Annotated in this window: 22 protein-coding genes; 10 read left to right on the top strand and 12 right to left on the bottom strand. The window is 71.0% G+C overall.

Features of this window, described 5'->3' with window-relative positions; all coding sequences use genetic code 11:
• Nucleotides 1-167 precede the first annotated feature (167 nt).
• From ACIGAQ_RS23860 to ACIGAQ_RS23870, 3 genes are all read left to right on the top strand, one after another.
• Nucleotides 168-677, top strand: coding sequence for a MarR family winged helix-turn-helix transcriptional regulator (locus ACIGAQ_RS23860; RefSeq protein ID WP_094055876.1), 510 nt, complete (start codon nucleotides 168-170; stop codon nucleotides 675-677).
• Between the two features lie 43 nt (nucleotides 678-720).
• The gene (locus tag ACIGAQ_RS23865; RefSeq protein WP_311679330.1) at nucleotides 721-1,059 is read left to right on the top strand and encodes a DUF3817 domain-containing protein; all 339 of its coding nucleotides are present in this window, start codon (nucleotides 721-723) and stop codon (nucleotides 1,057-1,059) included.
• A 75-nt stretch (nucleotides 1,060-1,134) separates the two neighbouring features.
• Nucleotides 1,135-2,835, top strand: a complete 1,701-nt coding sequence (locus ACIGAQ_RS23870) for a methylmalonyl-CoA mutase family protein (protein ID WP_311679329.1) — start codon at nucleotides 1,135-1,137, stop codon at nucleotides 2,833-2,835.
• Here the strand turns inward: ACIGAQ_RS23870 and ACIGAQ_RS23875 are convergent.
• Entirely contained in the window at nucleotides 2,811-3,440 is a 630-nt protein-coding gene (locus ACIGAQ_RS23875; protein ID WP_311679328.1) for a TetR/AcrR family transcriptional regulator, read from the bottom strand. The genes ACIGAQ_RS23870 and ACIGAQ_RS23875 overlap by 25 nt on opposite strands.
• 234 nt (nucleotides 3,441-3,674) lie before the next feature.
• Here ACIGAQ_RS23875 and ACIGAQ_RS23880 point away from each other — a divergent pair, with 234 nt between their 5' ends.
• From ACIGAQ_RS23880 to ACIGAQ_RS23895, 4 genes are all read left to right on the top strand, one after another.
• The gene (locus ACIGAQ_RS23880) at nucleotides 3,675-4,649 is read left to right on the top strand and encodes a tetratricopeptide repeat protein (protein ID WP_311679327.1); all 975 of its coding nucleotides are present in this window, start codon (nucleotides 3,675-3,677) and stop codon (nucleotides 4,647-4,649) included.
• A gap of 621 nt (nucleotides 4,650-5,270) precedes the next feature.
• On the top strand, nucleotides 5,271-5,903 hold the full coding sequence (locus tag ACIGAQ_RS23885) for a DUF6230 family protein (RefSeq protein ID WP_094055872.1): 633 nt from the start codon (nucleotides 5,271-5,273) through the stop codon (nucleotides 5,901-5,903).
• A gap of 118 nt (nucleotides 5,904-6,021) precedes the next feature.
• On the top strand, nucleotides 6,022-6,585 hold the full coding sequence (locus tag ACIGAQ_RS23890) for a DUF6114 domain-containing protein (protein ID WP_399785804.1): 564 nt from the start codon (nucleotides 6,022-6,024) through the stop codon (nucleotides 6,583-6,585).
• Nucleotides 6,575-7,939 (top strand): hypothetical protein, encoded by a 1,365-nt coding sequence (locus tag ACIGAQ_RS23895; protein WP_399785807.1) that lies wholly within the window; start codon nucleotides 6,575-6,577, stop codon nucleotides 7,937-7,939. Before ACIGAQ_RS23890 ends, ACIGAQ_RS23895 begins: the two co-directional genes overlap by 11 nt.
• 100 nt (nucleotides 7,940-8,039) lie before the next feature.
• On the opposite strand, the gene pyk is transcribed toward ACIGAQ_RS23895, so the two are convergent.
• From pyk to pta, 3 genes are all read right to left on the bottom strand, one after another.
• Nucleotides 8,040-9,464: a pyruvate kinase gene (gene pyk / locus ACIGAQ_RS23900; RefSeq protein ID WP_311679323.1), complete on the bottom strand. Its 1,425-nt coding sequence runs from the start codon at nucleotides 9,462-9,464 to the stop codon at nucleotides 8,040-8,042.
• Nucleotides 9,465-9,538: 74 nt separating this feature from the next.
• Nucleotides 9,539-10,753 (bottom strand): acetate kinase, encoded by a 1,215-nt coding sequence (locus ACIGAQ_RS23905; RefSeq protein ID WP_399785811.1) that lies wholly within the window; start codon nucleotides 10,751-10,753, stop codon nucleotides 9,539-9,541.
• Nucleotides 10,750-12,846 (bottom strand): phosphate acetyltransferase, encoded by a 2,097-nt coding sequence (gene pta / locus ACIGAQ_RS23910; RefSeq protein WP_399785814.1) that lies wholly within the window; start codon nucleotides 12,844-12,846, stop codon nucleotides 10,750-10,752. Before pta ends, ACIGAQ_RS23905 begins: the two co-directional genes overlap by 4 nt.
• Before the next feature lie 187 nt (nucleotides 12,847-13,033).
• Here pta and ACIGAQ_RS23915 point away from each other — a divergent pair, with 187 nt between their 5' ends.
• Nucleotides 13,034-14,059 (top strand): ATP-dependent 6-phosphofructokinase, encoded by a 1,026-nt coding sequence (locus ACIGAQ_RS23915; RefSeq protein WP_311679320.1) that lies wholly within the window; start codon nucleotides 13,034-13,036, stop codon nucleotides 14,057-14,059.
• Here the strand turns inward: ACIGAQ_RS23915 and ACIGAQ_RS23920 are convergent.
• A complete protein-coding gene (locus tag ACIGAQ_RS23920; RefSeq protein WP_311679319.1) occupies nucleotides 14,056-14,787 on the bottom strand; it encodes a helix-turn-helix transcriptional regulator in 732 nt (243 codons plus the stop codon). The genes ACIGAQ_RS23915 and ACIGAQ_RS23920 overlap by 4 nt on opposite strands.
• Nucleotides 14,788-15,293: 506 nt before the next feature.
• On the opposite strand from ACIGAQ_RS23920, the gene ACIGAQ_RS23925 reads away from it, so the two are divergent.
• Nucleotides 15,294-16,640, top strand: a complete 1,347-nt coding sequence (locus ACIGAQ_RS23925; protein ID WP_399785818.1) for an enolase C-terminal domain-like protein — start codon at nucleotides 15,294-15,296, stop codon at nucleotides 16,638-16,640.
• 106 nt (nucleotides 16,641-16,746) lie between these two features.
• On the opposite strand, the gene ACIGAQ_RS23930 is transcribed toward ACIGAQ_RS23925, so the two are convergent.
• The 6 genes from ACIGAQ_RS23930 to ACIGAQ_RS23955 form a co-directional block, all read right to left on the bottom strand.
• On the bottom strand, nucleotides 16,747-17,751 hold the full coding sequence (locus tag ACIGAQ_RS23930) for a zinc-binding dehydrogenase (RefSeq protein ID WP_399785821.1): 1,005 nt from the start codon (nucleotides 17,749-17,751) through the stop codon (nucleotides 16,747-16,749).
• Nucleotides 17,752-17,834: 83 nt separating this feature from the next.
• The gene (locus ACIGAQ_RS23935; protein ID WP_399785824.1) at nucleotides 17,835-18,671 is read right to left on the bottom strand and encodes a carbohydrate ABC transporter permease; all 837 of its coding nucleotides are present in this window, start codon (nucleotides 18,669-18,671) and stop codon (nucleotides 17,835-17,837) included.
• A 5-nt stretch (nucleotides 18,672-18,676) separates the two neighbouring features.
• Entirely contained in the window at nucleotides 18,677-19,597 is a 921-nt protein-coding gene (locus ACIGAQ_RS23940; RefSeq protein WP_362278656.1) for a sugar ABC transporter permease, read from the bottom strand.
• A 16-nt stretch (nucleotides 19,598-19,613) separates the two neighbouring features.
• A complete protein-coding gene (locus ACIGAQ_RS23945) occupies nucleotides 19,614-20,987 on the bottom strand; it encodes an extracellular solute-binding protein (protein WP_399785828.1) in 1,374 nt (457 codons plus the stop codon).
• Between the two features lie 110 nt (nucleotides 20,988-21,097).
• A complete protein-coding gene (locus tag ACIGAQ_RS23950; protein ID WP_311679313.1) occupies nucleotides 21,098-21,796 on the bottom strand; it encodes a response regulator in 699 nt (232 codons plus the stop codon).
• Complete coding sequence (locus tag ACIGAQ_RS23955; protein WP_311679312.1) at nucleotides 21,793-23,535, bottom strand: sensor histidine kinase; 1,743 nt, start codon at nucleotides 23,533-23,535, stop codon at nucleotides 21,793-21,795. The genes ACIGAQ_RS23950 and ACIGAQ_RS23955 overlap by 4 nt, the downstream gene beginning before the upstream one ends.
• A 207-nt stretch (nucleotides 23,536-23,742) precedes the next feature.
• Between ACIGAQ_RS23955 and ACIGAQ_RS23960 the strand changes: the two genes are divergently transcribed.
• Nucleotides 23,743-25,137, top strand: coding sequence for a cation:dicarboxylate symporter family transporter (locus tag ACIGAQ_RS23960; protein WP_399785832.1), 1,395 nt, complete (start codon nucleotides 23,743-23,745; stop codon nucleotides 25,135-25,137).
• 86 nt (nucleotides 25,138-25,223) lie between these two features.
• Here the strand turns inward: ACIGAQ_RS23960 and ACIGAQ_RS23965 are convergent, their stop codons facing one another.
• Nucleotides 25,224-25,841 carry a TetR/AcrR family transcriptional regulator gene (locus tag ACIGAQ_RS23965; RefSeq protein WP_399785835.1) on the bottom strand — a complete coding sequence of 206 codons (618 nt, stop codon included), beginning with the start codon at nucleotides 25,839-25,841 and terminating at the stop codon, nucleotides 25,224-25,226.
• Between the last annotated feature and the right edge of the window lie 47 nt (nucleotides 25,842-25,888).

The raw sequence follows: 25,888 nt of genomic DNA on the forward strand, positions 1-25,888 counted from the left end.
CCGCTCCCTGGAAGGATGGTGACAGTGGGTGACGAACGGGAAGCAATCGTGACATACGCGATGGAATCGCTGCGGAAAGGACATGACTCGACGGCACCGGCCGGGTGGCCCGACCGAAGGGCGAGACAGGGCTGACCACCATGTGACCGGCCGGTAAGGTCTGGACCGTGCCGAAGCCGCTCAGTCTCTCCTTCGATCCGATCGCGCGCGCCGACGAACGCTGGAAGCAGCGCTGGGGAAACGTGCCGTCCATGGCCGCGATCACCTCGATCATGCGCGCGCAGCAGATCCTCCTCGCCGAGGTCGACGCGGTGGTCAAGCCGTACGGGCTGACGTTCGCCCGCTACGAGGCGCTGGTGCTGCTCACCTTCTCCAAGTCGGGCGAGCTGCCGATGTCCAAGATCGGTGAGCGGCTGATGGTCCACCCCACCTCCGTGACCAACACCGTGGACCGCCTGGTGAGGTCCGGTCTGGTCGCCAAGCGGCCCAATCCGAACGACGGCCGCGGCACCCTGGCCAGCATCACCGACAAGGGCCGCGAGGTCGTCGAGTCGGCCACCCGTGACCTGATGGCCATGGACTTCGGGCTCGGCGCGTACGACGCCGAGGAGTGTGCGGAGATCTTCGCGATGCTGCGCCCGCTGCGGATCGCCGCGGGGGACTTCGAGGAGCAGTGACCCGGGGCAAGATCCCCCGGAACGGGTGGTTACGCTCGACGGCATGAAAAAGAGCGTGCTGACCCGCTACCGCGTGATGGCCTACGTCACCGGCGTCCTGCTGGTCCTGCTGACCTTCGGCATGATCGGCAAGTACGTGCTCGACCTGGACGGCGCGGCCGACTTCACGCGCGTCGTCAGCATCGCGCACGGCTGGCTCTACGTCGTGTACCTGGTCTTCGCCTTCGACCTGGGCTCCAAGGCGAAGTGGCCGGTCGCCAAGCAGCTGTGGGTGCTGCTCGCCGGCACCATCCCCACGGCCGCCTTCTTCGTGGAGCGCCGGATCAGCCACGAGCTGCAGGCGCGGGTCACCGAGGACGCGCCCGCGACCGCCAAGGCGTAACCGCACCGCCGTACGGGCGAACGTACGGCGGTCTGCCATCGACATTTACTAGGACGTCCTAGTAAATTCGAGGGTATGGACGCTCACGCCATAGAGGAAGGCCGCCGTCGCTGGCAGGCCCGCTACGACGCCGCGCGCAAGCGCGAGGCCGACTTCACGACGCTCTCCGGCGATGCCGTGGAGCCGGTGTACGGGCCCCGGCCCGGGGACACGTACGAGGGCTTCGACCGGATCGGCTGGCCGGGGGAGTACCCCTTCACCCGCGGCCTGTACGCCACCGGCTACCGGGGGCGGACGTGGACGATCCGGCAGTTCGCCGGGTTCGGCAACGCCGAGCAGACCAACGAGCGCTACAAGATGATCCTCCGCAACGGCGGGGGCGGGCTCTCGGTCGCCTTCGACATGCCCACGCTGATGGGCCGCGACTCGGACGACCCGCGCTCGCTGGGCGAGGTCGGGCACTGCGGTGTCGCCATCGACTCGGCCGCCGACATGGAAGTCCTGTTCAAGGACATCCCGCTCGGTGACGTCACGACGTCCATGACCATCAGCGGCCCGGCCGTCCCGGTCTTCTGCATGTACCTGGTCGCCGCCGAGCGGCAGGGCGTCGACCCGTCCGTCCTGAACGGCACGCTCCAGACGGACATCTTCAAGGAGTACATCGCCCAGAAGGAGTGGCTCTTCCAGCCCGAGCCGCACCTGCGGCTCATCGGCGACCTGATGGAGCACTGCGCGGCCGGCATCCCCGCGTACAAGCCGCTGTCCGTCTCCGGCTACCACATCCGCGAGGCCGGAGCGACGGCCGCGCAGGAGCTGGCCTACACCCTCGCGGACGGCTTCGGGTACGTGGAGCTTGGTCTCTCCCGCGGGCTGGACGTGAACGTCTTCGCGCCCGGCCTGTCCTTCTTCTTCGACGCGCACGTCGACTTCTTCGAGGAGATCGCCAAGTTCCGCGCGGCCCGCCGGATCTGGGCCCGCTGGATGCGCGACGTCTACGGCGCCACGTCCGAGAAGGCCCAGTGGCTGCGGTTCCACACGCAGACCGCCGGCGTCTCGCTCACCGCGCAGCAGCCGTACAACAACGTCGTGCGCACGGCCGTGGAGGCCCTGGCGGCCGTGCTCGGCGGGACGAACTCGCTGCACACCAACGCGCTCGACGAGACCCTCGCCCTGCCGAGCGAGCAGGCCGCCGAGATCGCGCTGCGCACGCAGCAGGTGCTGATGGAGGAGACCGGCGTCGCCAACGTCGCCGACCCGCTGGGCGGTTCCTGGTACATCGAGCAGCTCACCGACCGCATCGAGGCCGACGCCGAGAAGATCTTCGACCAGATCAAGGAGCGCGGACTGCGGGCGCACCCCGACGGGCAGCACCCCATCGGCCCGATCACCTCCGGCATCCTGCGCGGCATCGAGGACGGCTGGTTCACCGGCGAGATCGCCGAGTCGGCGTTCCGGTACCAGCAGGCGCTGGAGAAGGGCGACAAGAAGGTCGTCGGCGTCAACGTCCACACCGGCTCGGTCACCGGCGACCTGGAGATCCTGCGGGTCAGCCACGAGGTGGAGCGCGAGCAGGTGCGGGTCCTGGCCGAGCGGAAGTCGGCCCGCGACGACGCGGCGGTGCGCGCCGCGCTGGACGCGATGCTGACCGCCGCGCGCGACGGCTCCAACATGATCGAGCCGATGCTGGACGCCGTCCGCGCGGAGGCCACGCTCGGCGAGATCTGCGGGGTGCTGCGGGACGAGTGGGGGGTCTACACGGAGCCGGCCGGCTTCTGAGCGAGGCCGTGCAGCAGCACCTGGGTGAAGCCGCGGACCCACTCCCCGTCCACCGGATGTCCGCTCACCAGGGTGCGGTGCACCACCGCGCCCGCGACCATGTCGAAGATCAGGTCCACCGTGCGGGCGGCCGCGCCGGGGTCCGGTTCGGGTGGGAGTTCGCCTCTCGCCTGGGCCCGGGCGCGGCCCTCCAGGACCAGGCGTTTCTGGCGGTCGACGACCGAGGCGCGGATGCGTTCGCGCAGGGCGTCGTCGCGGGTGGCCTCCGCCACCACCGCCATCAGGCCGCTCTTCGCCTCGGGGAGGGCCAGGATCGTGGCGAACTGCAGCACCACGCCCTCGATGTCCGCCGCCAGGGAGCCGCGGTCGGGGAGGCGCAGTGCGTCGAAGAGTTCCGCCACCGCGTCGACGACGAGTTCGTTCTTGCCCGCCCAGCGGCGGTAGAGCGTCGTCTTCGCCACCCCCGCGCGCGTCGCGACGTCTCCCAGCGTGAGCTTGGACCAGCCCAGCTCCACGAGCGCCTCCCGGGTGGCGGCCAGGATCGCGGCGTCCGCCGCGGCGCTGCGCGGGCGCCCGGTGCGGCTGGCTGGGCTGCGGCTCTGCATGTCCCGACCATAAACCGGCGGTTCCCGTGCGGCCCCGTGAGGGAGATCACCGGGGCCTGGTGTCCCGGGAGCGCGGCATGGCATTACGCTACGACTCGTAGCGAAAGCCCGTGAGGGACGTACACGGGCCTCGCACGCACGGCGTGGGGTGGGGACCCGGCGCCGAGGGCACAGACCGGCCTTGCTTTCACACCGTTTTTCACACGCGCGCGCAGTACGGGGGAGGATAGACGCATGCAGCCACGGAACATGTCCATGAGCGGAGTCGTCGACCTCGCCGCGGTGAAGGCGGCCCAGGAGGCCAAGGCGAAGGCGGAGCAGGCGCGCGCCCAAGCAGCCCGTGAGGGCGGGACGGGGGCGATCTCCCCGGCCGATCTCGTCATCGACGTCGACGAGGCGGGGTTCGAGCGGGACGTCCTGCAGCGGTCCGCCGAGGTCCCGGTCGTCATCGACTTCTGGGCCGAGTGGTGTCAGCCCTGCAAGCAGCTGAGCCCGGTCCTGGAGCGGCTGGCCGTCGAGTACAACGGCCGCATCCTGCTCGCGAAGATCGACGTCGACGCCAACCAGATGCTGATGCAGCAGTTCGGCATCCAGGGGATCCCCGCGGTCTTCGCGGTCGTCGCGGGGCAGGCACTGCCGCTCTTCCAGGGCGCCGCGGGCGAGGCGCAGATCCGGCAGACCCTGGACCAGCTGGTGCAGGTCGCCGAACAGCGCTTCGGCCTGACTGGCCTGACCGTCGACCCCGAAGCCGAGCCCGGCGGCGCCCCGGCGGCCCCCGAGCGGCCGGCCGGTCCGCACGACGGGCTCCTCGAAGCCGCCGTGCAGGCGCTGGACTCGGGGGACCTGGGCGGTGCCGTCCAGGCGTACCGGAACGTGCTGAACGAGGACCCGGGCAACGAGGAGGCCAAACTGGGCCTCGCGCAGGCCGAGTTGCTCCAGCGCGTGCAGGGTGTCGACCCGCAGCGGGTGCGCAAGGAGGCGGCCGAGAAGCCCGCCGACGTGCAGGCGCAGATCGCCGCCGCCGACCTGGATCTGGTGGGCGGCCATGTCGAGGACGCCTTCGGCCGGCTCATCGAGACCGTGCAGCGCACGGTGGGTGACGACCGGGATGCCGTGCGGGTGCGGCTGCTGGAGCTGTTCGAGGTGGTCGGACCCGATGACCCGCGGGTGATCGCGGCGCGCCGGGCCCTGGCGCGCGCCCTGTTCTGACCAGTCGTTAAACGCGCGGGCCTGTGGTGCCCGCGTGAAAAGTTCGCCCGAAGAGTGTCACTGCGGCCGCGCTTTACCAAAACTTGGTAATCGCGGCCGCTGTTACTGCTAGTAAGTCACGGGCGTTGATCTGTCGGATTCTGTCCAGCGATCAACAGCTTTGTACCGCCACTCCGGGCCACCCTGCGTCGCCGACCGAGACCGATGGGTCGTTGTTCGGTTATCCCCCCGTTACTAGCGAGTAACGAACCCCCTTGTGCGGGCGGCGAGAATGCACCACGATCGGCCACGCTCGGTCCAATCCCGTACCCCGGCAGCCGGTTGGGTCGCGGGACGTCCTGGGTCCCCACCGAGCAGAGCCGGCGGCAGTGGCGCCGGCTCTTGGACAGGGGGGTCTTCGCCCACTCGGCGAAGCCTGTCCAGCAGGGTTGTGCGTGATGCGTGTCAGGCGCGACCAGTGGTTGTCGCTCGGGGGTGATCGCCGGTGATTCGGGCGCAGTTGCGCCGCCGAGTGCAGGCGCTCTCCTTCCCGAGGACGTAGCACTTCTCCCATCCCTGCCCGGCTGAGCCGCGACTCGGGGCGAGCCAGGACAGGAGATGTACGTCCGAGAAGGAGGAAATATGGAGTCCCAGGTGCGTGGCGGGACCAGATGGAAGCGGTTCGCTGTGGTCATGGTGCCCAGCGTCGCCGCCACGGCTGCGATAGGTGTCGCCCTCGCGCAGGGCGCTCTCGCCGCGTCGTTCAGCGTCTCCGGCCAGTCGTTCAAGGTCACGACCGACCAGCTCGTCGGTGAGGGCTTCTCGCAGTACGGCGCCCTCGACGAGGGATACACGCTCGACGGCAAGAAGTCGGTGCACCCGGTCGCGGTCTCGTCGTTCAAGTCGGCGACGATCAAGAACCTGTGCCAGTCGGTCGTCACCCCGAACATTCCGGTGCTCGGGAACGTCAGCCTGATCCTGCGTGCGGGTCAGGGTGCGAAGCCGGTGGAGGCCCAGAACCTCTACATCGACGTCGCCGACCTCAGCGCCGACGCGACGTTCGAGAACATCGACATCGGTGTGGCCGCCAAGGACGCCACCAAGGGTCCGGCCATGAGGAAGGGCGAGACGGCGAACCCGTACGGCTTCGCCCAGCAGGCCGACCGGGCGACCCTGACCGACGTGAAGCAGACGGCGTGGGCGACCACCGCCGGAACCTTCAAGCTCAGCGGCCTGAAGATGTCGCTGTCGACGGGTGTCAAGGAGTGCTACTAAGCACTCGATGACGGGCGGGGGAGCCGGTGGCGCCCCCGCCCGTCCACCTTCCGGCCGCGCCTTCACGCGCGGCCCACATCACCACCACAGCAACGCCGTACCAGGGAGCTGTTTTTCCATGAGCGCCGAGACTCCTGCCGCAGGCGGCCAGTTCACTCTCCGGAGGCAGCAGTTCCGCGCCTGGCGGGGTACGCGGCCGTTCTGGGCCGGGCTGTTCGTCCTGCTCAGCGGGCTGCCCATCGCCTACTTCCCGTACGCGAACCTCCAGATCGGTCACCTGACGCTGGCGATGGCGACCACCGCGGGCGCCGGGTCTCTGATCATCGGCGTGCTGCTCGTCGTACTGGGCGTCAGTCTCTGGTTCCAGAAGCACGTCCGCGTCTTCGCGGGAGTCGCGGCCATCCTGCTGGCGCTGGTGTCCATCCCCGTGTCCAACCTGGGCGGTTTCCTCATCGGCTTCCTGCTCGCCCTCGTGGGCGGCGCGATGGCCGTGGCCTGGGCGCCGGGCGCACTGCCCGCCGGGCAGCTCGCCCCCCACGCCGCCGAAGGCACGGGCGGGGCTCCCGAGGCGACGGACCACGACACCACGGTGATCAAGCCCGTGGACGGGGTGGACGCGCCGAACGATCTATCAGGAACGAACCCGGCCAACGGGGCGAACGGGAGGCACAGTGCCGGCTGACGAGGTGACCCACGGGGCTGATGTGGAGGCGTCCCGTGTGAGAACCGGGCCGCGCCACGCGGCACCCAAGAAGCCGCTGTTCACCAGGTTCAACAGGCCGGCCGGCAAGGCGATAGCCATGGCGGCGATGCCGACGGCGGTGCTCATGGGGATGGGCTTCACGTCGACGCTCGCCATCGCCGACAGCAACAACCCGGCGACGCCGACGTCCAAGAGCCTGACGGTGGACGAGTACAAGGACTGCGTGGCGGCCCTGGAGGACGAGGGCAGGACCGCCGAGGACGACACCTCGGTCTCGCCCACGCCGTCTCCCTCGGCCAGTGACGGCGCGACGGACGGCAAGGACGACCAGAGCGGCACGGCCCCGAAGCCGTCGCCCTCCGCGGGCACGGGCGGCACGGACGACAGCGAGGGCGACTCCTCTTCGCCGGATTCAGGTTCCGACGACAAGGACGAGCCCGCGCCCGCCCCGTCCCCGAGCAAGCCGGCCACGGGCGGCGACGACGCGACGGCCACGCCGTCCCCCTCGCCGTCCGAGAGCGGCGGTGGCCTGCTGGAGGGCATCGGCGACGCCATCGACGGCATCCTGGGCGGCGGCGACAAGGCGGAGGCGAGCCCGAGCCCCACCCCGTCCGCCCCGGCGTCCCAGACCGCCGACGAGCCTGCCGAGGACGCCACCGGCACCGCCCGGGAGGCGACCGGGAAGGCCGCCGGCCCGGCCGAGGACACCGTCAAGGACACCGCCGAGAAGGCCGAGGAGCCCGCCGAGGACACCGCAGCGGCCGCCGGGAAGGCGGCCGCGGAGAAGGCGGCGGAGAAGGCTGCGGAGGCCACCGCCTCGCCCAGCCCGACCCCGAGCCCGAGCGCCACCACGGACCCCGACGACTGTCCGGCCGCCACCGACGCCGAGGGCGGCGTCGACAACAAGGTGCCGCTGCCGGACGACCCCTGGTACCTCAACGCCAGCTCGCTGACGCTGAAGGGTGCCGACTACAAGGGCGTCGTCGAGGTGCGCACCGCCAACGGCTCGGTCAAGAAGGTCCTGAAGTACGTCATCTCCGGCGGCACCGACATCGGTGACCTCCACCAGACGGTCAAGGACAAGCAGTCCGGCAAGACCTACCACGTGCAGGCGGCCAAGGGCTCGACGTCCACGATCCGCGACGGCGACACGGTGATGTACACCGAGAGCATCTCGGGCAACCTGCTCGGGCTGATCCCGATCACCTTCGACCCGGAGCACCCGCCGCCGCTGAACATCCCGCTGATCTACTTCACCAACGTGAAGGTCACGCAGGCGGGCCAGTTCGGCGGGACCCTACACGTGCCCGGGCTGCACAACTACATCGACTGAGCACCCCCACGAGCCCGTTCGGGAGCCGCACACACGAGGGCGCCCCCTGGATCCCAGGGGGCGCCCTCGGCCTCGTCCGGCGCCCTCACGGGCCCCGGGGTCAGCTCTTGGTGCCCAGGTGGTGCACCCGCACCATGTTGGTGGTGCCGGGGACGCCGGGCGGCGAACCGGCCGTGATCACCACGATGTCGCCCGCGTTGAAGCGGTTGAGCTTGACCAGCTCCTGGTCCACCAGGTCGACCATCTCGTCGGTGCTGTTCACGAACGGCACCACGTACGGCTCCACGCCCCAGCTCAGCGCCATCTGGTTGCGGGTGCCCTCGTCGGTGGTGAAGGCGATGATCGGCTGCTGCGCGCGGTAGCGGGACAGGCGGCGCGCGGTGTCACCGGACTGGGTGAAGGCGACCAGGCCGCGGCCGCCGAGGAAGTCGGCGATCTCGCAGGCGGCACGGGCCACCGAACCGCCCTGCGTGCGCGGCTTCTTGCCCGGGACGAGCGGCTGCAGGCCCTTGGACATCAGCTCCTGCTCGGCCGCGGTGACGATCTTCGACATCGTCTTGACGGTCTCGATCGGATACGCGCCCACGCTCGACTCGGCGGACAGCATGACCGCGTCGGCGCCGTCCAGGATCGCGTTGGCCACGTCGGAGGCCTCGGCGCGGGTCGGACGGGAGTTGGTGATCATCGACTCCATCATCTGGGTCGCCACGATCACCGGCTTGGCGTTGCGCCGGCACAGCTCGATCAGGCGCTTCTGCACCATGGGGACCTTCTCGAGCGGGTACTCGACGGCGAGGTCACCGCGGGCGACCATCACGCCGTCGAACGCCATCACGACGTCCTCCATGTTCTGCACCGCCTGCGGCTTCTCCACCTTGGCGATGACCGGGACCCGGCGGCCCTCCTCGTCCATCACGCGGTGCACGTCGGCGACGTCCTTGGCGTCCCGGACGAACGACAGCGCGACCAGGTCGCAGCCCATGCGGAGGGCGAAGCGGAGGTCCTCGATGTCCTTCTCCGACAGGGCGGGCACGTTGACGGCCGCGCCGGGCAGGTTGATGCCCTTGTGGTCGGAGATGACACCGCCCTCGATGACGATCGTCTTCACCCGGGGGCCCTCGACCTCGGTGACCTTCAGCTCGACGTTGCCGTCGTTGATGAGGACCTGGTCGCCCTTGTTCACGTCGCCGGGCAGGCCCTTGTAGGTCGTCCCGCAGATCGTCTTGTCGCCGGGGACGTCCTCGGTGGTGATGGTGAACTCGTCACCGCGCACCAGCTCCACGGGACCCTCGGCGAAGGTCTCCAGACGGATCTTCGGGCCCTGGAGGTCGGCGAGGACACCGATGGCCCGGCCGGTCTCCTTGGCGGCGGCCCGGACCCGGTCGTACCGGCCCTGGTGCTCGGCGTGCGAGCCGTGGCTGAAGTTGAAGCGGGCCACGTTCATGCCGGCTTCGATCAACGCGACAAGCTGATCGTGGGAGTCGACCGCGGGGCCGAGAGTACAGACGATTTTCGAACGGCGCATGGGGGCGATCCTATCGGTTTGTTTCCCAGCGGAATATTCCGTCTGGCGGAAAATACAAAAGGGCGGGATGCCGCTCAGGTGTGATTCCCCGAACCATTTACCAGCGCGTAGGTCTGTGTCGCGATCTCCAATTCCTCGTCAGTGGGTACCACCGCCACCGCCACCCGGGCGCCCTCGGGCGAGATCAGCCGCGCCTCGTCGCCGCGCACGGCGTTGCGCTCGCCGTCCACCGCGATGCCGAGCTCCTCCAGGCCGGCCAGCGCGGCCTCGCGCACCGGCGCCGCGTTCTCCCCGACACCCGCGGTGAAGGCGATCGCGTCCACCCGCCCGAGTACGGCGTAATAGGCGCCGATGTACTTCTTCAGCCGGTGAATGTAGATGTCGAACGCCAGCTCCGCCCGCTCGTCGCCCGCGTCGACCCGGTGGCGGATCTCCCTCATGTCGTTGTCGCCGCACAGACCGATCAGACCGCTCTTCTTGTTGAGGAGAGTGTCGATCTCGTCGGCGGACATTCCACCAACACGCATCAAATGGAAGATGACGGCAGGGTCCATGTCACCGGAGCGCGTACCCATCACGAGCCCCTCCAAAGGCGTCAGACCCATGGAGGTGTCCACGCAGCGGCCACCCCGCACGGCCGACGCCGACGCCCCGTTGCCCAGGTGCAGCACGATCACGTTCACCTCGGACGGGTCCTTGCCCAGCAGTTCGGCCGTGGCCCGGGACACGTAGGCGTGGGAGGTGCCGTGGAAGCCGTACCGGCGGATGCGGTGCGCGTCGGCCGTCTCGACGTCGATCGCGTAGCGCGCGGCCGACTCCGGCATCGTCGTGTGGAAGGCGGTGTCGAAGACGGCGACCTGCGGCAGGTCCGGCCGCAGCGACCGCGCCGTGCGGATGCCGGTGAGGTTGGCCGGGTTGTGCAGCGGGGCCACCGGGATGAGCCGCTCGATCTCGGCGAGCACCCGGTCGTCGATCACGGTCGGCTCGGTGAAGGACTTGCCGCCGTGGACCACCCGGTGGCCGATCGCGGCCAGCTCCGGCGAGTCCAGGCCGAGGCCGTCCCTGGCGAGCTCCTCCGCCACGGCCTTCAGGGCGGCGTCGTGGTCGGCGATCGCCCCGCCGCGCTCCCGGCTCCCGCCGCCGGCCGGGGTGTGCTTCAGCCGGGAGGTCTGCTCGCCGATCCGCTCGACCAGGCCCACCGCCAGCCGGCTGCTGTCGCGCATGTCGAGCAGCTGGTACTTCACCGACGAGGAACCGGAGTTGAGGACGAGGACACGGGTCGGGCTCACTGGGTGGCTGCCTTCTCGCTCGGGGACGGGGTCTGGGCCTGGATCGCCGTGATGGCGACGGTGTTGACGATGTCCTGGACCAGGGCGCCCCGGGACAGGTCGTTGACCGGCTTGCGCAGGCCCTGCAGCACCGGTCCGACGGCGATGGCGCCGGCCGAGCGCTGCACCGCCTTGTAGGTGTTGTTGCCGGTGTTCAGGTCGGGGAAGATCAGCACGCTGGCCTGCCCGGCGACCTCGGATCCGGGCAGCTTGGTCGCCGCGACCGACGGCTCCACGGCGGCGTCGTACTGGATCGGGCCCTCGATCTTCAGGTCGGGGCGGCGCGAGCGGACCAGCTCGGTGGCCTCGCGCACCTTGTCGACGTCGGCGCCCGAGCCGGACGTGCCGGTCGAGTACGACAGCATCGCGATCCGCGGCTCCACCCCGAACCGGGCGGCCGTGGTCGCCGACTGCACGGCGATGTCGGCGAGCTGCTCGGCGTTCGGGTCCGGGTTGACCGCGCAGTCGCCGTAGACGAGGACCTTGTCGGCCAGGCACATGAAGAACACCGACGAGACGATGTCGGCGTCCGGCTTGGTCTTGATGATCTCGAAGGCCGGGCGGATGGTCGCGGCTGTGGAGTGCACCGAGCCCGACACCATGCCGTCGGCGAGCCCCTCCTGGACCATCAGCGTGCCGAAGTAGTTCACGTCCGAGACGACGTCGTAGGCCAGTTCCACCGTCACACCCCGGTGGGCGCGCAGGGCCGCGTACTTCTCGGCGAAACCGTCCCGCAGTTCGGAGGTGGCCGGGTCGATCAGCCGGGTCTCGCCCAGGTCCACGCCGAGGTCGGCGGCCTTCTTGCGGATCTGGTCGACCGGGCCGAGCAGGGTCAGTTCGCACACGCCCCGGCGCAGCAGCACCTCGGCCGCGTGCAGCACGCGCTCCTCGGTGCCCTCGGGCAGCACCACCCGGCGCAGGTCGCTGCGGGCCTGCTCCAGCAGCTTGTGCTCGAACATCATCGGCGTGACGCGGTCGCTGCTGGGGGCGGAGACGCGGCGCGCGAGGTCCCCGGAGTCGGCGTAGCGCTCGAACAGGCCGAGGGCCCGCTCCGCCTTGCGCGGGGTGGCCGCGTTGAGCTTGCCCTCCAGGGAGAACAACTGCTCGGCGGTGGGGAAGCTGTTGCCGGTCACCGACAGAACGGGGGTGCCCGGCGCGAGACGGTCGGCGAGGGTGAGGATGTCCTCGCCGGGCACCTCGTTCAGGGTGAGCAGGACACCGGCGATCGGCGGGGTTCCGGCGCTGTGTGCGGCCAGGGCTCCCACGACCAGGTCGGCGCGGTCGCCCGGGGTGACGACGAGGCAGCCCGGGGTCAGGGCGCCGAGGAAGTTCGGCAGCATCGCGCCGCCGAAGACGAAGCCGAGCACGTCCCGGGCGAGCCCGGAGTCGTCGCCCAGCACCACCTTGGCGCCGAGGGCGTGGCTGATCTGCGAGACGGTCGGCGCGGACAGGGCCGGCTCGTCGGGCAGGACGTAACAGGACACCGGGAGCCGGGAGTCCAGCTGGCGGGCGATCTCGTCGCGGTCCTCGCGGGCCACCCGGTTGGCGACCATGGCCAGGACGTCGCAGCCGAGGGTGTCGTAGGCGCGGTAGGCGTTGCGCGTCTCGGCGAGCACGGACTCCACGGACTGCTTGCGGCCGCCGACGACCGGGAGCACCGAGGCGCCGAACTCGTTCGCCAGCCGGGCGTTGAGCGACAGCTCGTCCGGGAGCTGGGTGTCCGCGTAGTCGGTGCCGAGGACCAGGACGACGTCGAAGTCGCGGGCGACCCGGTGGAAGCGGTCGACCAGCGTGGACACCAGCTCGTCCGTGCCCGCCTCGGCCTGGAGGGCGGAGGCCTCGTGGTAGTCCATGCCGTAGACGGTCGCGGGGTCCTGGGCGAGCCGGTAGCGGGCACGCAGCAGCTCGAAGAGGCGGTCGGGCCCGTCGTGGACCAGGGGGCGGAAGACGCCGACCCGGTCGACCTGCCGGGTGAGGAGCTCCATGACCCCCAGTTCGACGACCTGGCGGCCGTCACCGCGGTCGATGCCGGTCACGTACACGCTGCGGGTCACGCGAGCTCTCCGTTTCATCGCGAACGAGGGCAGAAAAATCGCCCACCGAGGTGAGCAGAACCCTCTTGACAATACCTCTGCCGCTATATAAGGCGCCCGTCAGACCGGGGTTCCGCGGCGGGCTGTGGAGCGTGAAACAATCGGCAGTGGCTCACCGGCATCAACAGCGAGCAGGAGACACAGCACGATGCGTATCGGAGTTCTCACCGCAGGCGGCGACTGCCCCGGCCTGAACGCCGTGATCCGGTCGGTCGTGCACCGGGCGGTCGACAACTACGGCGACGAGGTCATCGGCTTCGAGGACGGGTACGCGGGCCTGCTCGACGGCCGCTTCCGCAACCTCGACCTGGAGTCCGTCAGCGGCATCCTGGCCCGCGGCGGCACCATCCTCGGCTCGTCCCGGCTGGAGCGCGACCGGCTGCGCGAGGCCTGCGAGAACGCCTCCGACATGATCCACGAGTTCGGCATCGACGCGCTGATCCCGATCGGCGGCGAGGGCACGCTGACGGCGGCCCGGATGCTCTCCGACGCGGGGCTGCCCGTCGTGGGCGTGCCCAAGACGATCGACAACGACATCTCCTCCACGGACCGCACCTTCGGCTTCGACACCGCGGTCGGCGTCGCCACCGAGGCGATGGACCGCCTGAAGACCACCGCCGAGTCCCACCAGCGCGTGATGGTCGTGGAGGTCATGGGGCGGCACGCGGGCTGGATCGCGCTGGAGTCCGGCATGGCCGCCGGCGCGCACGGGATCTGCCTGCCGGAGCGGCCCTTCGACCCGGCCGACCTCGTGAAGATGGTCGAGGAGCGCTTCGCCCGCGGCAAGAAGTTCGCGGTGGTCTGCGTCGCCGAGGGTGCGCACCCGGCCGACGGCACCATGGACTACGGCAAGGGCGCCATAGACAAGTTCGGCCACGAGCGCTTCCAGGGCATCGGCACGGCCCTCGCCCACGAGTTGGAGCGACGGCTGGGCAAGGAGGCCAAGCCGGTCATCCTCGGCCACGTCCAGCGCGGCGGTGTGCCCACCGCCTACGACCGGGTCCTCGCCACCCGGTTCGGCTGGCACGCGGTGGAGGCGGCCCACCGGGGCGAGTTCGGGCGGATGACCGCGCTGCGCGGGACGGACATCGTGATGGTGCCGCTCGCCGAGGCCGTGACCGAGCTGAAGACCGTGCCGAAGGACCGCATGGACGAGGCCGAGTCGGTCTTCTAGGCACCCTCCCGGCCGGGATCGTCCTGGAGCTTCGCCCAGAAGTGCTCGACGATCCGGTCCAGGAACTCCTGGCCGGCGCCGCCCGCGTCACCGCTGCCGCCGCCCCAGCTCAGGGTGGCGGCCATGTGGCCCTGGTAGTCCTCGTGCAGGCTCTGCAGGGCGCCCTCCAGGAACCGCCGGTCCAGCGGGACGAGCCGGGCCACCGGGCGCACGTAGGCCTGCCAGCGGGTGGTGGCCGCGCTGCGCAGCAGGTCGCCGAGCCGGGCGTCGCGGCCCGTGACGGTGACGAAGTCGGGCAGGCCGAGGCCGAGCAGTTCGGCGAGCGCGGCGGACTGGCGCTCGGTGCCGCGCCAGCTGTCCGTCTCCTCCATGCGCAGATACGCGTGGACGTCGTGCCCGACGGCCCGCGCCACGTCCTCGGGGGCGAGGCAGCGGGCGATGCGGTGTTCGCGCAGGGTGCGCGGTCTGCCGATGAGCTCGGCCGGCGAGCACCACAGCACGCCCGCGAGCGCGGTGAGTTCGGAGTCGGTCGGGGCCGCGATCCCGCGCTCCCAGGCGATCACGTGGTCCGGGGAGACGTGCGGGTGCCCGTACGAGACGCGCATGCCGTGGGCGACGTGCTCGGGGGCCATGCCGAGGGCCGCGCGCAGCCGGCGGGCGGCGGGGGCGTTGAAGGGCGGAGTCGTCGTGGGGGAGGGCTCGCTCGGGCTGGGTGAAGGTCGGCGCACGGGCCACAAGCTAGGGGCGCAAGACTGCGGCGACTACGGTCAGTTCGGCCAGGATCACGGATTGTAGGAAGCTACGGCTACCGGCGGGTTCGGTGGGCCGGGGGCGTCCGTCCGGCGGACGGATGCGCGGGTGCGCGGGGCGGCCCGATGGGGCGGCGGTGGATTCGCAGCGACCACGGCTCCGGCGAACGGCAAGCTCAGTGGGCATATTCGCGTGCGGGTCGAGCGGTGGTGCGCGCCGACGCGGGCGCGGGCGAGGTGTCCCGGGTGTCGTTCACGGGGGCGGACGTCGAAGCGGTGTGCGTCGCCGTGGGCTGGTCTGCGGGGCGCGCACGGGTGGAGTCGGCGGCGCGATCCGTGCGGTCGCTGTACCGCGAGGGCGTTTCCGTTCGCGGATGGCTGATCACCGGGCCATTGACCCCTGCGATTCACCCACCTAGCCTCCATCTGCATACGTAGACGCCGTCTGCATGCAGAGATGAGTCATCGACTCAAGGGGGCACCTGATGAGCACCGGGCAGCAGCCGGTCGTCACGGCGTTCGCCGTCTACCCCGTGGCCGGCCGGGACAGCATGGAATTGAACCTCTCCGGCGCGCACGGGCCGTACTTCACCCGCAACGTCGTCGTCCTCACCGACTCCGAGGGCCGGACCGGGCTCGGGGAGGTGCCCGGCGGGCAGGCCATCACCCGGACCCTGCGGGACGCCGAGTCGCTGGTCGTCGGGGCGAGGGTCGCGGACTACAAGCGGGTGCTGCGCGAGATCGGGGAGCGGTTCGCCGACCGGGACGCGGGCGGCCGCGGTGCGCAGACCTTCGACCGGCGGACCACCGTGCACACCGTCACGGCGGTCGAGTCGGCCCTGCTGGACCTGCTCGGGCAGCACCTCGACGTACCGGTCGCAGCGCTGCTCGGGGACGGGCAGCAACGGGAGTCCGTGCGGGTGCTGGGCTACCTGTTCTACGTGGGCGACGCGGACCGCACCGACCTGGAGTACGTGCGCGAACCCGGCTCCCCGGTCGCGTGGTACCGGGTGCGGCACGAGGAGGCGCTGTCGCCCGAGGCGATCGTGCGACAGGCCGAGGCGGCGTACGAGCGGTACGGGTTCCGGGACTTCAAGCTCAAGGGGGGTGTGCTGGAGGGGACCGAGGAGGTCGCCGCCGTGCGGGCGCTCAAACGGCGGTTCCCCGACGCCCGGATCACCCTCGACCCCAACGGGGCCTGGTCGCTGCGCGAAGCGGTCGAACTGTGCCGGCCGCTGGTGGGGACACTGGCCTACGCCGAGGATCCGTGCGGGGCCGAGGAGGGCTACTCGGGGCGGGAGATCCTCGCGGAGTTCCGGCGGGCGACCGGGCTGCCGACGGCGACCAACATGATCGCGACGGACTGGCGGCAGCTGGCGCACGCGCTGGCCCTGCAGTCGGTGTCCATCCCGCTGGCCGATCCGCACTTCTGGACGATGCAGGGGTCGGTGCGGGTGGCTCAGTTGTGCCGGGCGACGGGGCTGACGTGGGGGTGCCACTCCAACAACCACTTCGACATCTCGCTGGCGATGGTGACGCACTGCGGGGCGGCGGCGCCGGGGGACTACAACGCGCTGGACACGCACTGGATCTGGCAGGAGGGGCTGGAGCGGCTGACGGTGGATCCGCCGCGGATCGTGGACGGGGAGATCGCGGTGCCGGACGCGCCGGGGCTGGGCGTCGCGCTGGACATGGACCGGCTGCTGGCGGCGCACGAGCTGTACCGGGAGAAGGCGGCGGGGACGGCGGGAGCCCGGGACGACGCGGTGGCGATGCGGTATCTCGTACCGGGCTGGTCGTTCGACGCGAAGCGGCCGTGTCTGGTGCGGTAGCCGCCCGGGCCGACGAGGACGGGCGGGACACCGGGCTTCCGCCCGCCGGCAGCGGGGCGCCGGGGCTCCGCCCGCTGCCGGTGGGAGCACCGGGGTACGCCCGCCGTCAGGGGATGCCGGGGTGATCACCGTCAGCGGGACGCTGGGGTTCCGGACCGGCGGCGGTGGGACGCCGGGGTTCCGTCCGGTGCTGGTGGGGCGTCACCTTCAGGATGGCCTTGCCGCGGATGCGGCGTTCGTGGAGTGCCTCGGCCGCCTCGTCGAACCGGTCCCACGGCCCCTGCCAGCCGGTCCGGACCGTCAGGGCCCCTTCGGCGGCCAGTTCGGTGAGGACCGCCAGGTCCGCTCCCGCCTCCGAGTCGATGACGAAGGAGGACAGCGACTTGGCCGGGCCGACGGTCGCGTAGGGCGGGAAGACCGCCGGTTCCCCGGACGTCCAGCCGACGCTCTGCACGCTGCCACCGGGGGCGAGCAGCTCCCAGGCGGCGACCAGCTGCGGACCGCCGACGCTGTCGATGACGATGTCCACCGGGTCCCCGAGCCCGTCCAGCCCGATCAGCACCTGGTCGGCGCCGGCCCCGGCCGGCCCCTCGGCGCGGGCGGCCGAGCCCACGGACGCGATCACGTGGGCACCGGCCCGGGCCGCCAGCTGGACGGCGAACAGTCCGACCCCGCCCGACGCCCCGGTGACCAGCACCCTCTTGCCCGGTCCGAGACCGGCGGCCCGCAGCGAACGCAGGGCCGCCACTCCGGCGACCGGGAGTCCCACCGCCGTCGCCGGGTCCAGACCCGCGGGCAGCTCGGCGAGCGCGCCCACGTCGATCGCGACGCGCTCGGCGAAGGCCCCCGGGGTCAGGGCCACCACCCGCGTGCCCTCCACCGGCCCGGTCCCGTCGGCCGCGGCCCGGACGACCACGCCCGCGGCGTCCGAGCCGAGCACCGCTCCCACCGGGACACGCCGGGAGCGGGCGTCGTTGAGGTCGCCGTGGTTCAGCGAGACGTGCGAGGCCTCGACGAGGACCTGACCCGGTCCGGGCACGGGCTCGGCGACCTCGCCGAGCCGGACGGCGACGGGCGCGGACGGATCGACGACCAGAGCACGCACGGACATGACTCCCCCTTGTGTCGGGCGCGGCGATCTCCGCGATCACGGCGTGCAACAGCCGGTGCCCGCGTTTGCTTCCCGGTCCCGGGTCAGCCCTTCACCGCCCCGCCCAGCGCGAAGCCTCCTCCCAGGCGCCTGGAGATCAGGACGTACAGGAGGATCACGGGTGTGGAGTAGACGAGGGAGAAGGCGGCCAGCTGGCCGTAGGCCACCATGCCCCGGTTGCCGAAGAAGTCGTTGATGCTGACCGACGCCGGCATCTGGTCGGGGGTGAGCAGGAGCATGAACGGGACGAAGAAGTTGCCCCACATCATGACGAAGGAGAACACCGTCACCACGGCCACGCCCGGGCCCATCAGGGGCAGCACGATGCGGACGAGCGACTGCAGGGACGAGGCGCCGTCCGTCCAGGCCGCCTCCTCCAGTTCCTTCGGGACGCCGTCCATGAAGTTCTTCATCAGCCAGATCGCGAACGGAAGTTGGGACGCGGCGAAGAACAGGATCGTGCCGTGCATGGTGTCGATCAGGTCGACCCGCACGAAGAGCGCGTAGACCGGGACCATGATCGCGGTGATGGGCAGGCTGGTGGCGAAGAGGATCGTCAGCAGGAACGGCCGGTTGAAGCGGGAGCGGAAGCGGGACAGCGGATAGGCGGCCAGGGCCGCGCAGAACACCGTCACCAGCGTCGCGCCGCCGCACAGGAGCAGGCTGTTGAGCAGGGGCGTGAAGGTGATCTCGGGGGTCAGGACGGCGTCGAAGTTGTCCAGGGTCAGGCCGTCGGGCACCTTCACCCGCAGGTCGGCGCCCGGGTCGAGGGCGGAGAGGACGACCCAGGCCAGGGGCAGGACGAACGCGGCGGCGACGACCAGCAGGCCGGCGTCCGCGGCGAGGCGGCGGGTCGTGCGGCGGGAGGCGAGCGTGGCCATGCGGGTCAGACCTCCGTCCGCAGCAGGCGCAGGTAGAGAAGGGAGAAGAGGGAGCCGACCAGCAGGAGGAGCAGGGCGACCGCCGTGCCGTAGCCGATCAGGCTGTTCTGGAAGGCCTGTTCGTACATGAACAGCGGCAGCGTCTGGCTGCGGCCGCCCGGGCCGCCGCGCGTCATCACCCAGATCAGGCCGAAGACCGAGAGGGTCTGCAGGGTGTTGAGCATCAGGTTCGTGCCGATGGAGCGGCGGATCATGGGGAGCGTGATGTGCCACATGCGGCGCCAGCCGCCCGCCCCGTCGACCTCGGCCGCCTCGGTGATCTCCTGCGGGATCTCGTTCAGCGCGGCCGAGTAGACCAGCATCGAGAAGGCCGTGCCCCGCCAGACGTTGGCGAAGGACACCGCCAGGATGGGCAGGGTGTAGAGCCAGTTCTGGGCAGGCAGGTGCAGCCAGTCCAGGACGGCGTTCAGGGTGCCCTCGCGGCGGAAGAAGGCGTAGAGGAGGAAGCCCGCCACCACCTCCGGCAGGACCCACGCGGTGACCACGATGCCACCGGTCAGGGTGCGTACCGGTTTCGAGGCGCGCCGCATCAGCGCGGCGAGCGCCAGACCGAGGGTGTTCTGCCCGATCAGCGACGACAGGACCGTGAACACCAGTGTCAGCCACACGGCGTTGAGGAACGCCTCGTCGCCGAACGCCCGGGTGAAGTTGTCGAAGCCGACGAACGACGACTCGGCCTGGCCGGTGAGCTGGAGGTCGGTGAAGGCGATGAAAACGCAGTACGCGATCGGGCCGGCCAGGAACAGCAACAGGAGGACGACCGCGGGGGCGAGGGGCAGGACCCGCACCGGCAGGCGGGGACCACGGGCCGGGCGCGGGGCTCCGGGTGTCCTGGCGAGGGACGGGCGGGGCGCGGTGGCGGTCATGCGCGGCGACCCGGGATCACCGCTCCACCACCTGGTTGCCGGTGGCGTCCTTCAGCGCGTCCGTGTAGGCGCTCGTCGCCTCCTCCACCGAGGCGTCGCCCGTGGTGACGCTCTCCATCGCCTCCTGGATGGCCGTGGAGACCTTCGGGTACGCCGGGTACGCGGGGCGGTAGTGCGTCGAGGCCACCAGGTCCGTGAAGAACTCGATGCCGGGCTGCGCCTCGACGTACGCCGGGTCCTCGGCCACGTCCTCGCGGACCGCGATGCCCGAGTTGGCGACGTACCACTTCTGCGCGTTGGCCTTGGTCTGCATCGTCTTGACGAACTCGAACGCCAGGTCCGGGTTGCCGGCCTTGGCGGGGATCGACCAGGTCCAGCCCCCGGACATGCTCACCTTGCCGGGCGCCTGGCCGTGCTGGGTCGGCATGGCGGCCAGACCCAGTTCCCGCGACCACTCGGGCCACTCGTGGCCGCTGCCGGGCAGCCAGTCCTGCGGCAGCCAGGAGCCGTCGAGGGCGATGCCGAGCTTGCCCTGCGGGAGCCACTCGCCGCGCACGCGGGTCATGACGTTGGGGTCGAGCGCGTCGGAGACGTCCGGGCCGAGCTTCTCCTCGTAGACCGTCTCGACGAAGGCGAGCGCGTCCTTGAAGCCCTGCCCGCCGGCGATCCACTTCTTGCTCGCCTTGTCGTACAGGGGGTCCGTCGAACCGTCGTTCGTGCCGTAGAGGAGCATCTCGAAGGTCTGCATGGTGGCGGCCTCGCCGACCGGCTTGCCCGTGTAGACGTTGAGGGGGATGACGCCGGGGACCTTCTTCTTGATGGCGCGGGCGGCGGCGAGGACGTCGTCCCAGGTCTTCGGCTGCCAGTCGGCGGGCAGTCCGGCCTGGGCGAAGACGTCCTTGTCGAACCAGAGCCCGCGGGTGTCGGTGCCGTCGGGCACGCCGTACGTCCTGCCGTCCTCGCCCTTGGCCGCCGCCTTGGCCGTGTCGATGAACCGGTTCCAGTCCGGCCACTTGGCGAGGTAGGCGTCGAGGGGCTTGAGGTACCCGCTGGTGATGTCCGAGTTGATGAGGAACGTGTCCTCGTAGACCAGGTCGGGGGCGGTCTTGGGGGAGCGGAGCATCTGCTGGAGCTTGGTGTAGTACTCCGAGTCCGGGGCCTTGATCGGGACGAGCTCGACCTTCTTGCCCGGGTGGGCCTTCTCGAACTGCTTCTTGATGTCCGCGAGATAGGTGTCCATCACCTTCACGGAGTTGTCCGTGGACTGCTTGAAGGAGACCTTCACGGTGTCCGGGTCGCTGCCGGATCCCCCACCGCACGCGGTGAGGGTCGTGGCGGCGAGGAGCAGGGCGGCGAGGGGGGTGAGGGCGGCGGTGGGGCGCACGGGCACGACCTCCTACGGGCGCACTTCGTTGTGGCCGGGTGGCTGCGTCGTGAACCTAAGTTGAGTGGTCTAGTCAGGTCAACGGGTGTGCGGGGGTTTGATCGGCTGATGGGCCGTCACTGTCCGGTGACCCAGCGGTACTGCAACTCCGGCCGCCCGACGGTGCCGTACTGCGGGCGGCGGGCCGCGCGGCCCGCGTCGACCAGGTGCTCCAGGTAACGGCGGGCGGTGATGCGGGAGATGCCCACGCTCTCGGCCACGCCCGCCGCCGTCAGGCCCTCCGCGCTGTCGCGCAGGGCGAGCGTGACACGCTCCAGGGTCGGCGCGCTCAGGCCCTTGGGCAGCGCGGCCGGGCCCGGCGCGCGCAGGGCGGCGAGCGCCCGGTCCACCTCGTCCTGGCCACTGGCCTCGCCGACCGCCGCGTGGAACTCGGCGTATCGCACCAGCCGGTCGCGCAGGGTCGCGAAGGTGAACGGCTTCAGGACGTACTGCACGACGCCGAGCGAGACGCCCTCGCGCACGACGGCCAGGTCGCGGGCCGACGTCACCGCTATCACGTCGGCGTGATGGCCGGCCGCGCGCAGGGAACGGGCCAGTTGCAGACCGTGCACATCGGGCAGGTGCAGGTCCAGCAGGAGCAGGTCGACTCGGGTGCGCTCCAGGGCCCGGCGGGCCTCAGCACCCGTGTGCGCCTTGCCCACGGCCACGAAGCCGGGCACCCGGCCGACATAGAGGACGTGCGCGTCGGCGGCCACCGGGTCGTCCTCCACCACCAGGACGCGGATGGCCTGCTGTCTCGTCGGGTCGCTCGTCACGCGTCGCCTCCAGAGGCCTTGGACGTCGGGCCCCCGGAGGTCCCGGGCGCGGGCCCCGCGGGCAGCGGGAGCGCGGCGGCCGGCTCCGCCGGTGCCGAGCCGTCCCGGGCGAGGCCGCCGGGCGTCGCGCCCGCCGCCCGGCTCAGCGGCAGCCGTACCTCGAACTGTGCCCCGCCCCCGTCGGCGCCCGTCACCGCCAGTGTCCCCCCGTGCCGGTGCGCCGCCTGCCGGACCAGCGCCAGGCCCAGCCCCCGGCCGCCCGGACCGGCCGGCTTGGTCGTGAAACCCCGCTGGAAGACGGCCTCGGCGTGCTCGGGATCCACGCCCGGACCCGTGTCCGACACCCGCATCACCAGCTCCGGGCGGCCGCCCGCGGTCTCGGTGTACGCGGCCACCGTCACCCGGGCCCGTACGCTGCCCTGCGCCGCGTCCACGGCGTTGTCGATGAGGTTGCCCAGGATCGTCACCAGGTCCCGCGCCGGCAGGGACTCGGGCAGCAGGCCGTCGTCGAGGCTGCTGTCCTCCGACACCACCAGCTCCACGCCCCGCTCGTTGGCCTGCGCGGTCTTGCCCAGCAGCAGCGCCGCCAGCACCGGCTCGCTCACCGCCGCCACGACCTGGTCGGTCAGCGCCTGAGCCAGCTCCAGCTCGGCCGTCGCGAACTCCACCGCTTCCTCCGCCCGGCCCAGCTCGATCAGCGAGACGACCGTGTGCAACCGGTTCGCCGCCTCGTGCGCCTGCGAGCGCAGCGCCTGGGTGAAGCCCCGCTCGGAATCCAACTCGCCCATGAGCGACTGGAGTTCGGTGACATCACGCAGGGTCACGACCGTGCCGCGGCGCTCGCCGCCCGACACCGGCGAGGTGTTGATCACCAGCACCCGGGAGGCCGTGAGATGCACCTCGTCCACCCGCGGCTCCGAGGCCAGCAGCGCACCCGTCAGCGGAGCGGGCAGTCCCAGCTGCGCCACCGACCTGCCCACCACGTCCCCGGCCACGCCCAGCAGCTCCCGCCCGCCGTCGTTGATCAACGCCACACGGTACTGCCCGTCCAGCATCAGCAGCCCCTCGCGCACCGCGTGCAGGGCGGCCTGGTGGTAGTCGTGCATCCGGCTCAGCTCGGTCGCGTTCATCCCGTGGGTGTGGCGGCGCAGCCGGGCGTTGATGACGTACGTGCCGACCGCGCCCAGCACCAGCGCGCCGGCCGCGACGCCGAGCAGGGCGGTGAGCTGCTCCTGGACGCGCTGGGTGATCTCCTCGACCCGGATGCCCGCGCTGACCAGGCCGACCACCCGTGGGCCGTCCTTGATCGGGGTGACCGCCCGGACCGACGGACCGAGCGTGCCGGTGTAGGTCTCGGTGAAGGTCTGCCCGCGCAGCGCCTTGTCGGTGTGGCCCTGGAAGGTCTGGCCGATCTGCTTCGGGTCGGGGTGCGTCCAGCGGATGCCCCGCGGATCCATGATCGTGATGAAGTCGACCTCGGTGTCCCGCATCACCCGCAGCGCGTACGGCTGGAGATCGGCCGTCGGGTCGGGGGTGCGGATCGCCGCCGCCACGGACGGGGAGTCCGCGACCGACCGCGCCACCGCCCGGGCCTGGCGCGCCGCCGCCTCCTCGGCCTGGCTGCGGTCGCTGACATAGGTGAACAGCGCGTATCCGGCCACGACGACCGCTATCAGCACGGCCTGCATGGCGAAGAGCTGGCCCGCCAGACTGCGGGGGCCGGGGACGGTGAGGCGCATGCCGTCAGTCTGCACCGTGGCCGATTGTGAACTAAATGAACGGAAGGGTGACCGCGCTCACAGCGCACGACATAGTCACGGCATTCCCCATAACGCATCTCCGGGAGCCTCGCTCCCTGTTCCCCGCAGTTCCCCGGAGTTCCCGGAGTTTTCCCGGACGTGAGCCGCACGCCGGTGATGCCGACGACGTCGTCAAGGAGGGCCGCCGTGACCAGCGCAGCCGATACGGCACCTGCCGCACCCAAAGCCAAGCGGGACCGCACGCACTACCTCTACATCGCAGTGATCATCGCGGTCGCCGCCGGTATCGCGGTGGGTCTGGCCGCACCCGACTTCGCTGTCGAGCTGAAGCCCATCGGCACGGGCTTCGTGAACCTCATCAAGATGATGATCTCGCCGATCATCTTCTGCACGATCGTGCTGGGCATCGGTTCGGTGCGCAAGGCCGCCAAGGTCGGCGCCGTCGGCGGTATCGCCCTCGGCTACTTCATGGTGATGTCCCTGGTCGCCCTGAGCATCGGCCTGGTCGTCGGCAACATCCTGGAGCCGGGCACCGGCCTGGCGGTGACCGACGCCGTCAAGGACGCCGGGCACGCCCAGGTCGACGCCGAGGCCAAGGACACCACCGAGTTCCTGCTCGGGATCATCCCGACCACGATCGTCTCCGCCTTCACCAACGAGTCGGTGCTGCAGACCCTGCTGATCGCGCTGCTCGCCGGTTTCGCGCTGCAAGGCATGGGCTCGGCCGGCCAGCCCATCCTGCGCGGCATCGAGCACATCCAGCGGCTCGTCTTCCGCATCCTGGCCATGGTGATGTGGGCCGCCCCGATCGGTGCCTTCGGCGCCATCGCCGCCGTCACCGGCTCCGCCGGCCTGGACGCGCTCAAGAGCCTCGCCGTGCTGATGCTCGGCTTCTACGTCACCTGCTTCCTCTTCGTCTTCATCGTGCTCGGCGTCCTGCTGCGCGTGATCTCCGGCCTGAACATCCTCACGCTCTTCAAGTACCTGGGCCGTGAGTTCCTGCTGATCCTGTCCACCTCCTCCTCCGAGTCCGCGCTGCCGCGGCTCATCGCGAAGATGGAGCACCTGGGCGTCAGCAAGCCGGTGGTCGGCATCACCGTCCCGACCGGCTACTCCTTCAACCTCGACGGCACCATGATCTACATGACCATGGCCTCGCTGTTCATCGCCGACGCCATGGGCACCCCGATGTCCGTCGGCGAGCAGATCCCGCTGCTGCTCTTCCTGCTGGTCGCCTCCAAGGGCGCCGCCGGTGTCACCGGTGCCGGCCTCGCGACCCTGGCCGGCGGTCTGCAGTCGCACAAGCCGGCCCTGGTGGACGGCATCGGCCTGATCGTCGGCATCGACCGCTTCATGAGCGAGGCCCGCGCCCTGACCAACTTCGCCGGCAACGCCGTGGCCACCGTGCTGATCGGCACCTGGACGAAGGAGATCGACAAGGACCGGGTCAACCAGGTCCTCGCCGGTCAGCTGCCCTTCGACGAGAAGACCCTGCTCGACGACGGGCACGGCGCCCCGGCCTCCGACGACCACGTCGAGGTGCCCGAGCCGGGCGGCGAGAAGGAGCTGGCGAAGGCCTGACGGCCGCGCCGCCCCCTGACTCCGGGCGGCTGGGTGTCCCCCCGTCGCTCAGCCGCCCGGTCCCCCCGCAGCTCCAGCAGCAGAAGTCAGTCGTTCAGCTCCGCCACCAGCCCGGTGGCGGTCGAGGCGGGCACGCCCGCCGCGGTCAGGATGGTGACCGCGGCGCAGCGGCCCGCCTCTTGCGCTGCCACCAGCCCGTCGTTCACCGCCTCCATCAGCGCCACCAGCATCTGCTCGTGCACGTAGGCCAGGGCCGGGGCGGGCAGCGGGGAGCTGAAGACGCCCTCGTCGAGGCCGCGCCGCAGGATGCCGGTGGCGCTCTCGCGGACCGGGGCGAGCCGTTCGCGGATGCCCTGCATGGTCACCGTGCGCTGGGCGAGCGCGACCAGCAGCCGGTACCGGTCGGCGATCTCCCACACGGCCAGCACCGAGCGGGCCACGGCCTCCGCCGGATCCCCCACCCCCGCCCGGCCCGCGGCGTGCGCGGCCGACAGGGCCTCCACCGCCTCGTCGACGAGCGTGCTGATCAGCGCCTCGCGATTCGGGAAGTGCCCGTACACCGTGCGCCGGACGACGCCGGCCGCACGGGCGATCTGGTCCATGGACGCGTCGGGGTCCCGCAGCAGCTCGGCGAGGGCGACGTCGAGGATGCGGCGGCGGTTGGCGTCGGCGCGGCTGGTGGTGCCCGAGGTCATGGACGTCATTGTGCCCCTCCGGAGCTGAGTTGCACAGCACTGTGCAACGGCGTAGA

This window comes from Streptomyces sp. NPDC085932, assembly GCF_044540525.1.
In the GTDB taxonomy this organism is placed as follows: Bacteria; Actinomycetota; Actinomycetes; order Streptomycetales; family Streptomycetaceae; genus Streptomyces; species Streptomyces levis.

Bases quoted from the DNA above. Each gene is read 5' to 3' on its own strand.
- ACIGAQ_RS23865 (WP_311679330.1), top strand. From the start codon at position 721: ATGAAAAAGAGCGTGCTGACCCGCTACCGCGTGATGGCCTACGTCACC.
- ACIGAQ_RS23870 (WP_311679329.1), top strand. From the start codon at position 1,135: ATGGACGCTCACGCCATAGAGGAAGGCCGCCGTCGCTGGCAGGCCCGC.
- ACIGAQ_RS23875 (WP_311679328.1), bottom strand. From the start codon at position 3,440: ATGCAGAGCCGCAGCCCAGCCAGCCGCACCGGGCGCCCGCGCAGCGCC.
- ACIGAQ_RS23880 (WP_311679327.1), top strand. From the start codon at position 3,675: ATGCAGCCACGGAACATGTCCATGAGCGGAGTCGTCGACCTCGCCGCG.
- ACIGAQ_RS23885 (WP_094055872.1), top strand. From the start codon at position 5,271: ATGGAGTCCCAGGTGCGTGGCGGGACCAGATGGAAGCGGTTCGCTGTG.
- ACIGAQ_RS23890 (WP_399785804.1), top strand. From the start codon at position 6,022: ATGAGCGCCGAGACTCCTGCCGCAGGCGGCCAGTTCACTCTCCGGAGG.
- pyk (WP_311679323.1), bottom strand. From the start codon at position 9,464: ATGCGCCGTTCGAAAATCGTCTGTACTCTCGGCCCCGCGGTCGACTCC.
- ACIGAQ_RS23915 (WP_311679320.1), top strand. From the start codon at position 13,034: ATGCGTATCGGAGTTCTCACCGCAGGCGGCGACTGCCCCGGCCTGAAC.
- ACIGAQ_RS23925 (WP_399785818.1), top strand. From the start codon at position 15,294: ATGAGCACCGGGCAGCAGCCGGTCGTCACGGCGTTCGCCGTCTACCCC.
- ACIGAQ_RS23930 (WP_399785821.1), bottom strand. From the start codon at position 17,751: ATGTCCGTGCGTGCTCTGGTCGTCGATCCGTCCGCGCCCGTCGCCGTC.
- ACIGAQ_RS23935 (WP_399785824.1), bottom strand. From the start codon at position 18,671: ATGGCCACGCTCGCCTCCCGCCGCACGACCCGCCGCCTCGCCGCGGAC.
- ACIGAQ_RS23940 (WP_362278656.1), bottom strand. From the start codon at position 19,597: ATGACCGCCACCGCGCCCCGCCCGTCCCTCGCCAGGACACCCGGAGCC.
- ACIGAQ_RS23955 (WP_311679312.1), bottom strand. From the start codon at position 23,535: ATGCGCCTCACCGTCCCCGGCCCCCGCAGTCTGGCGGGCCAGCTCTTC.
- ACIGAQ_RS23965 (WP_399785835.1), bottom strand. From the start codon at position 25,841: ATGACGTCCATGACCTCGGGCACCACCAGCCGCGCCGACGCCAACCGC.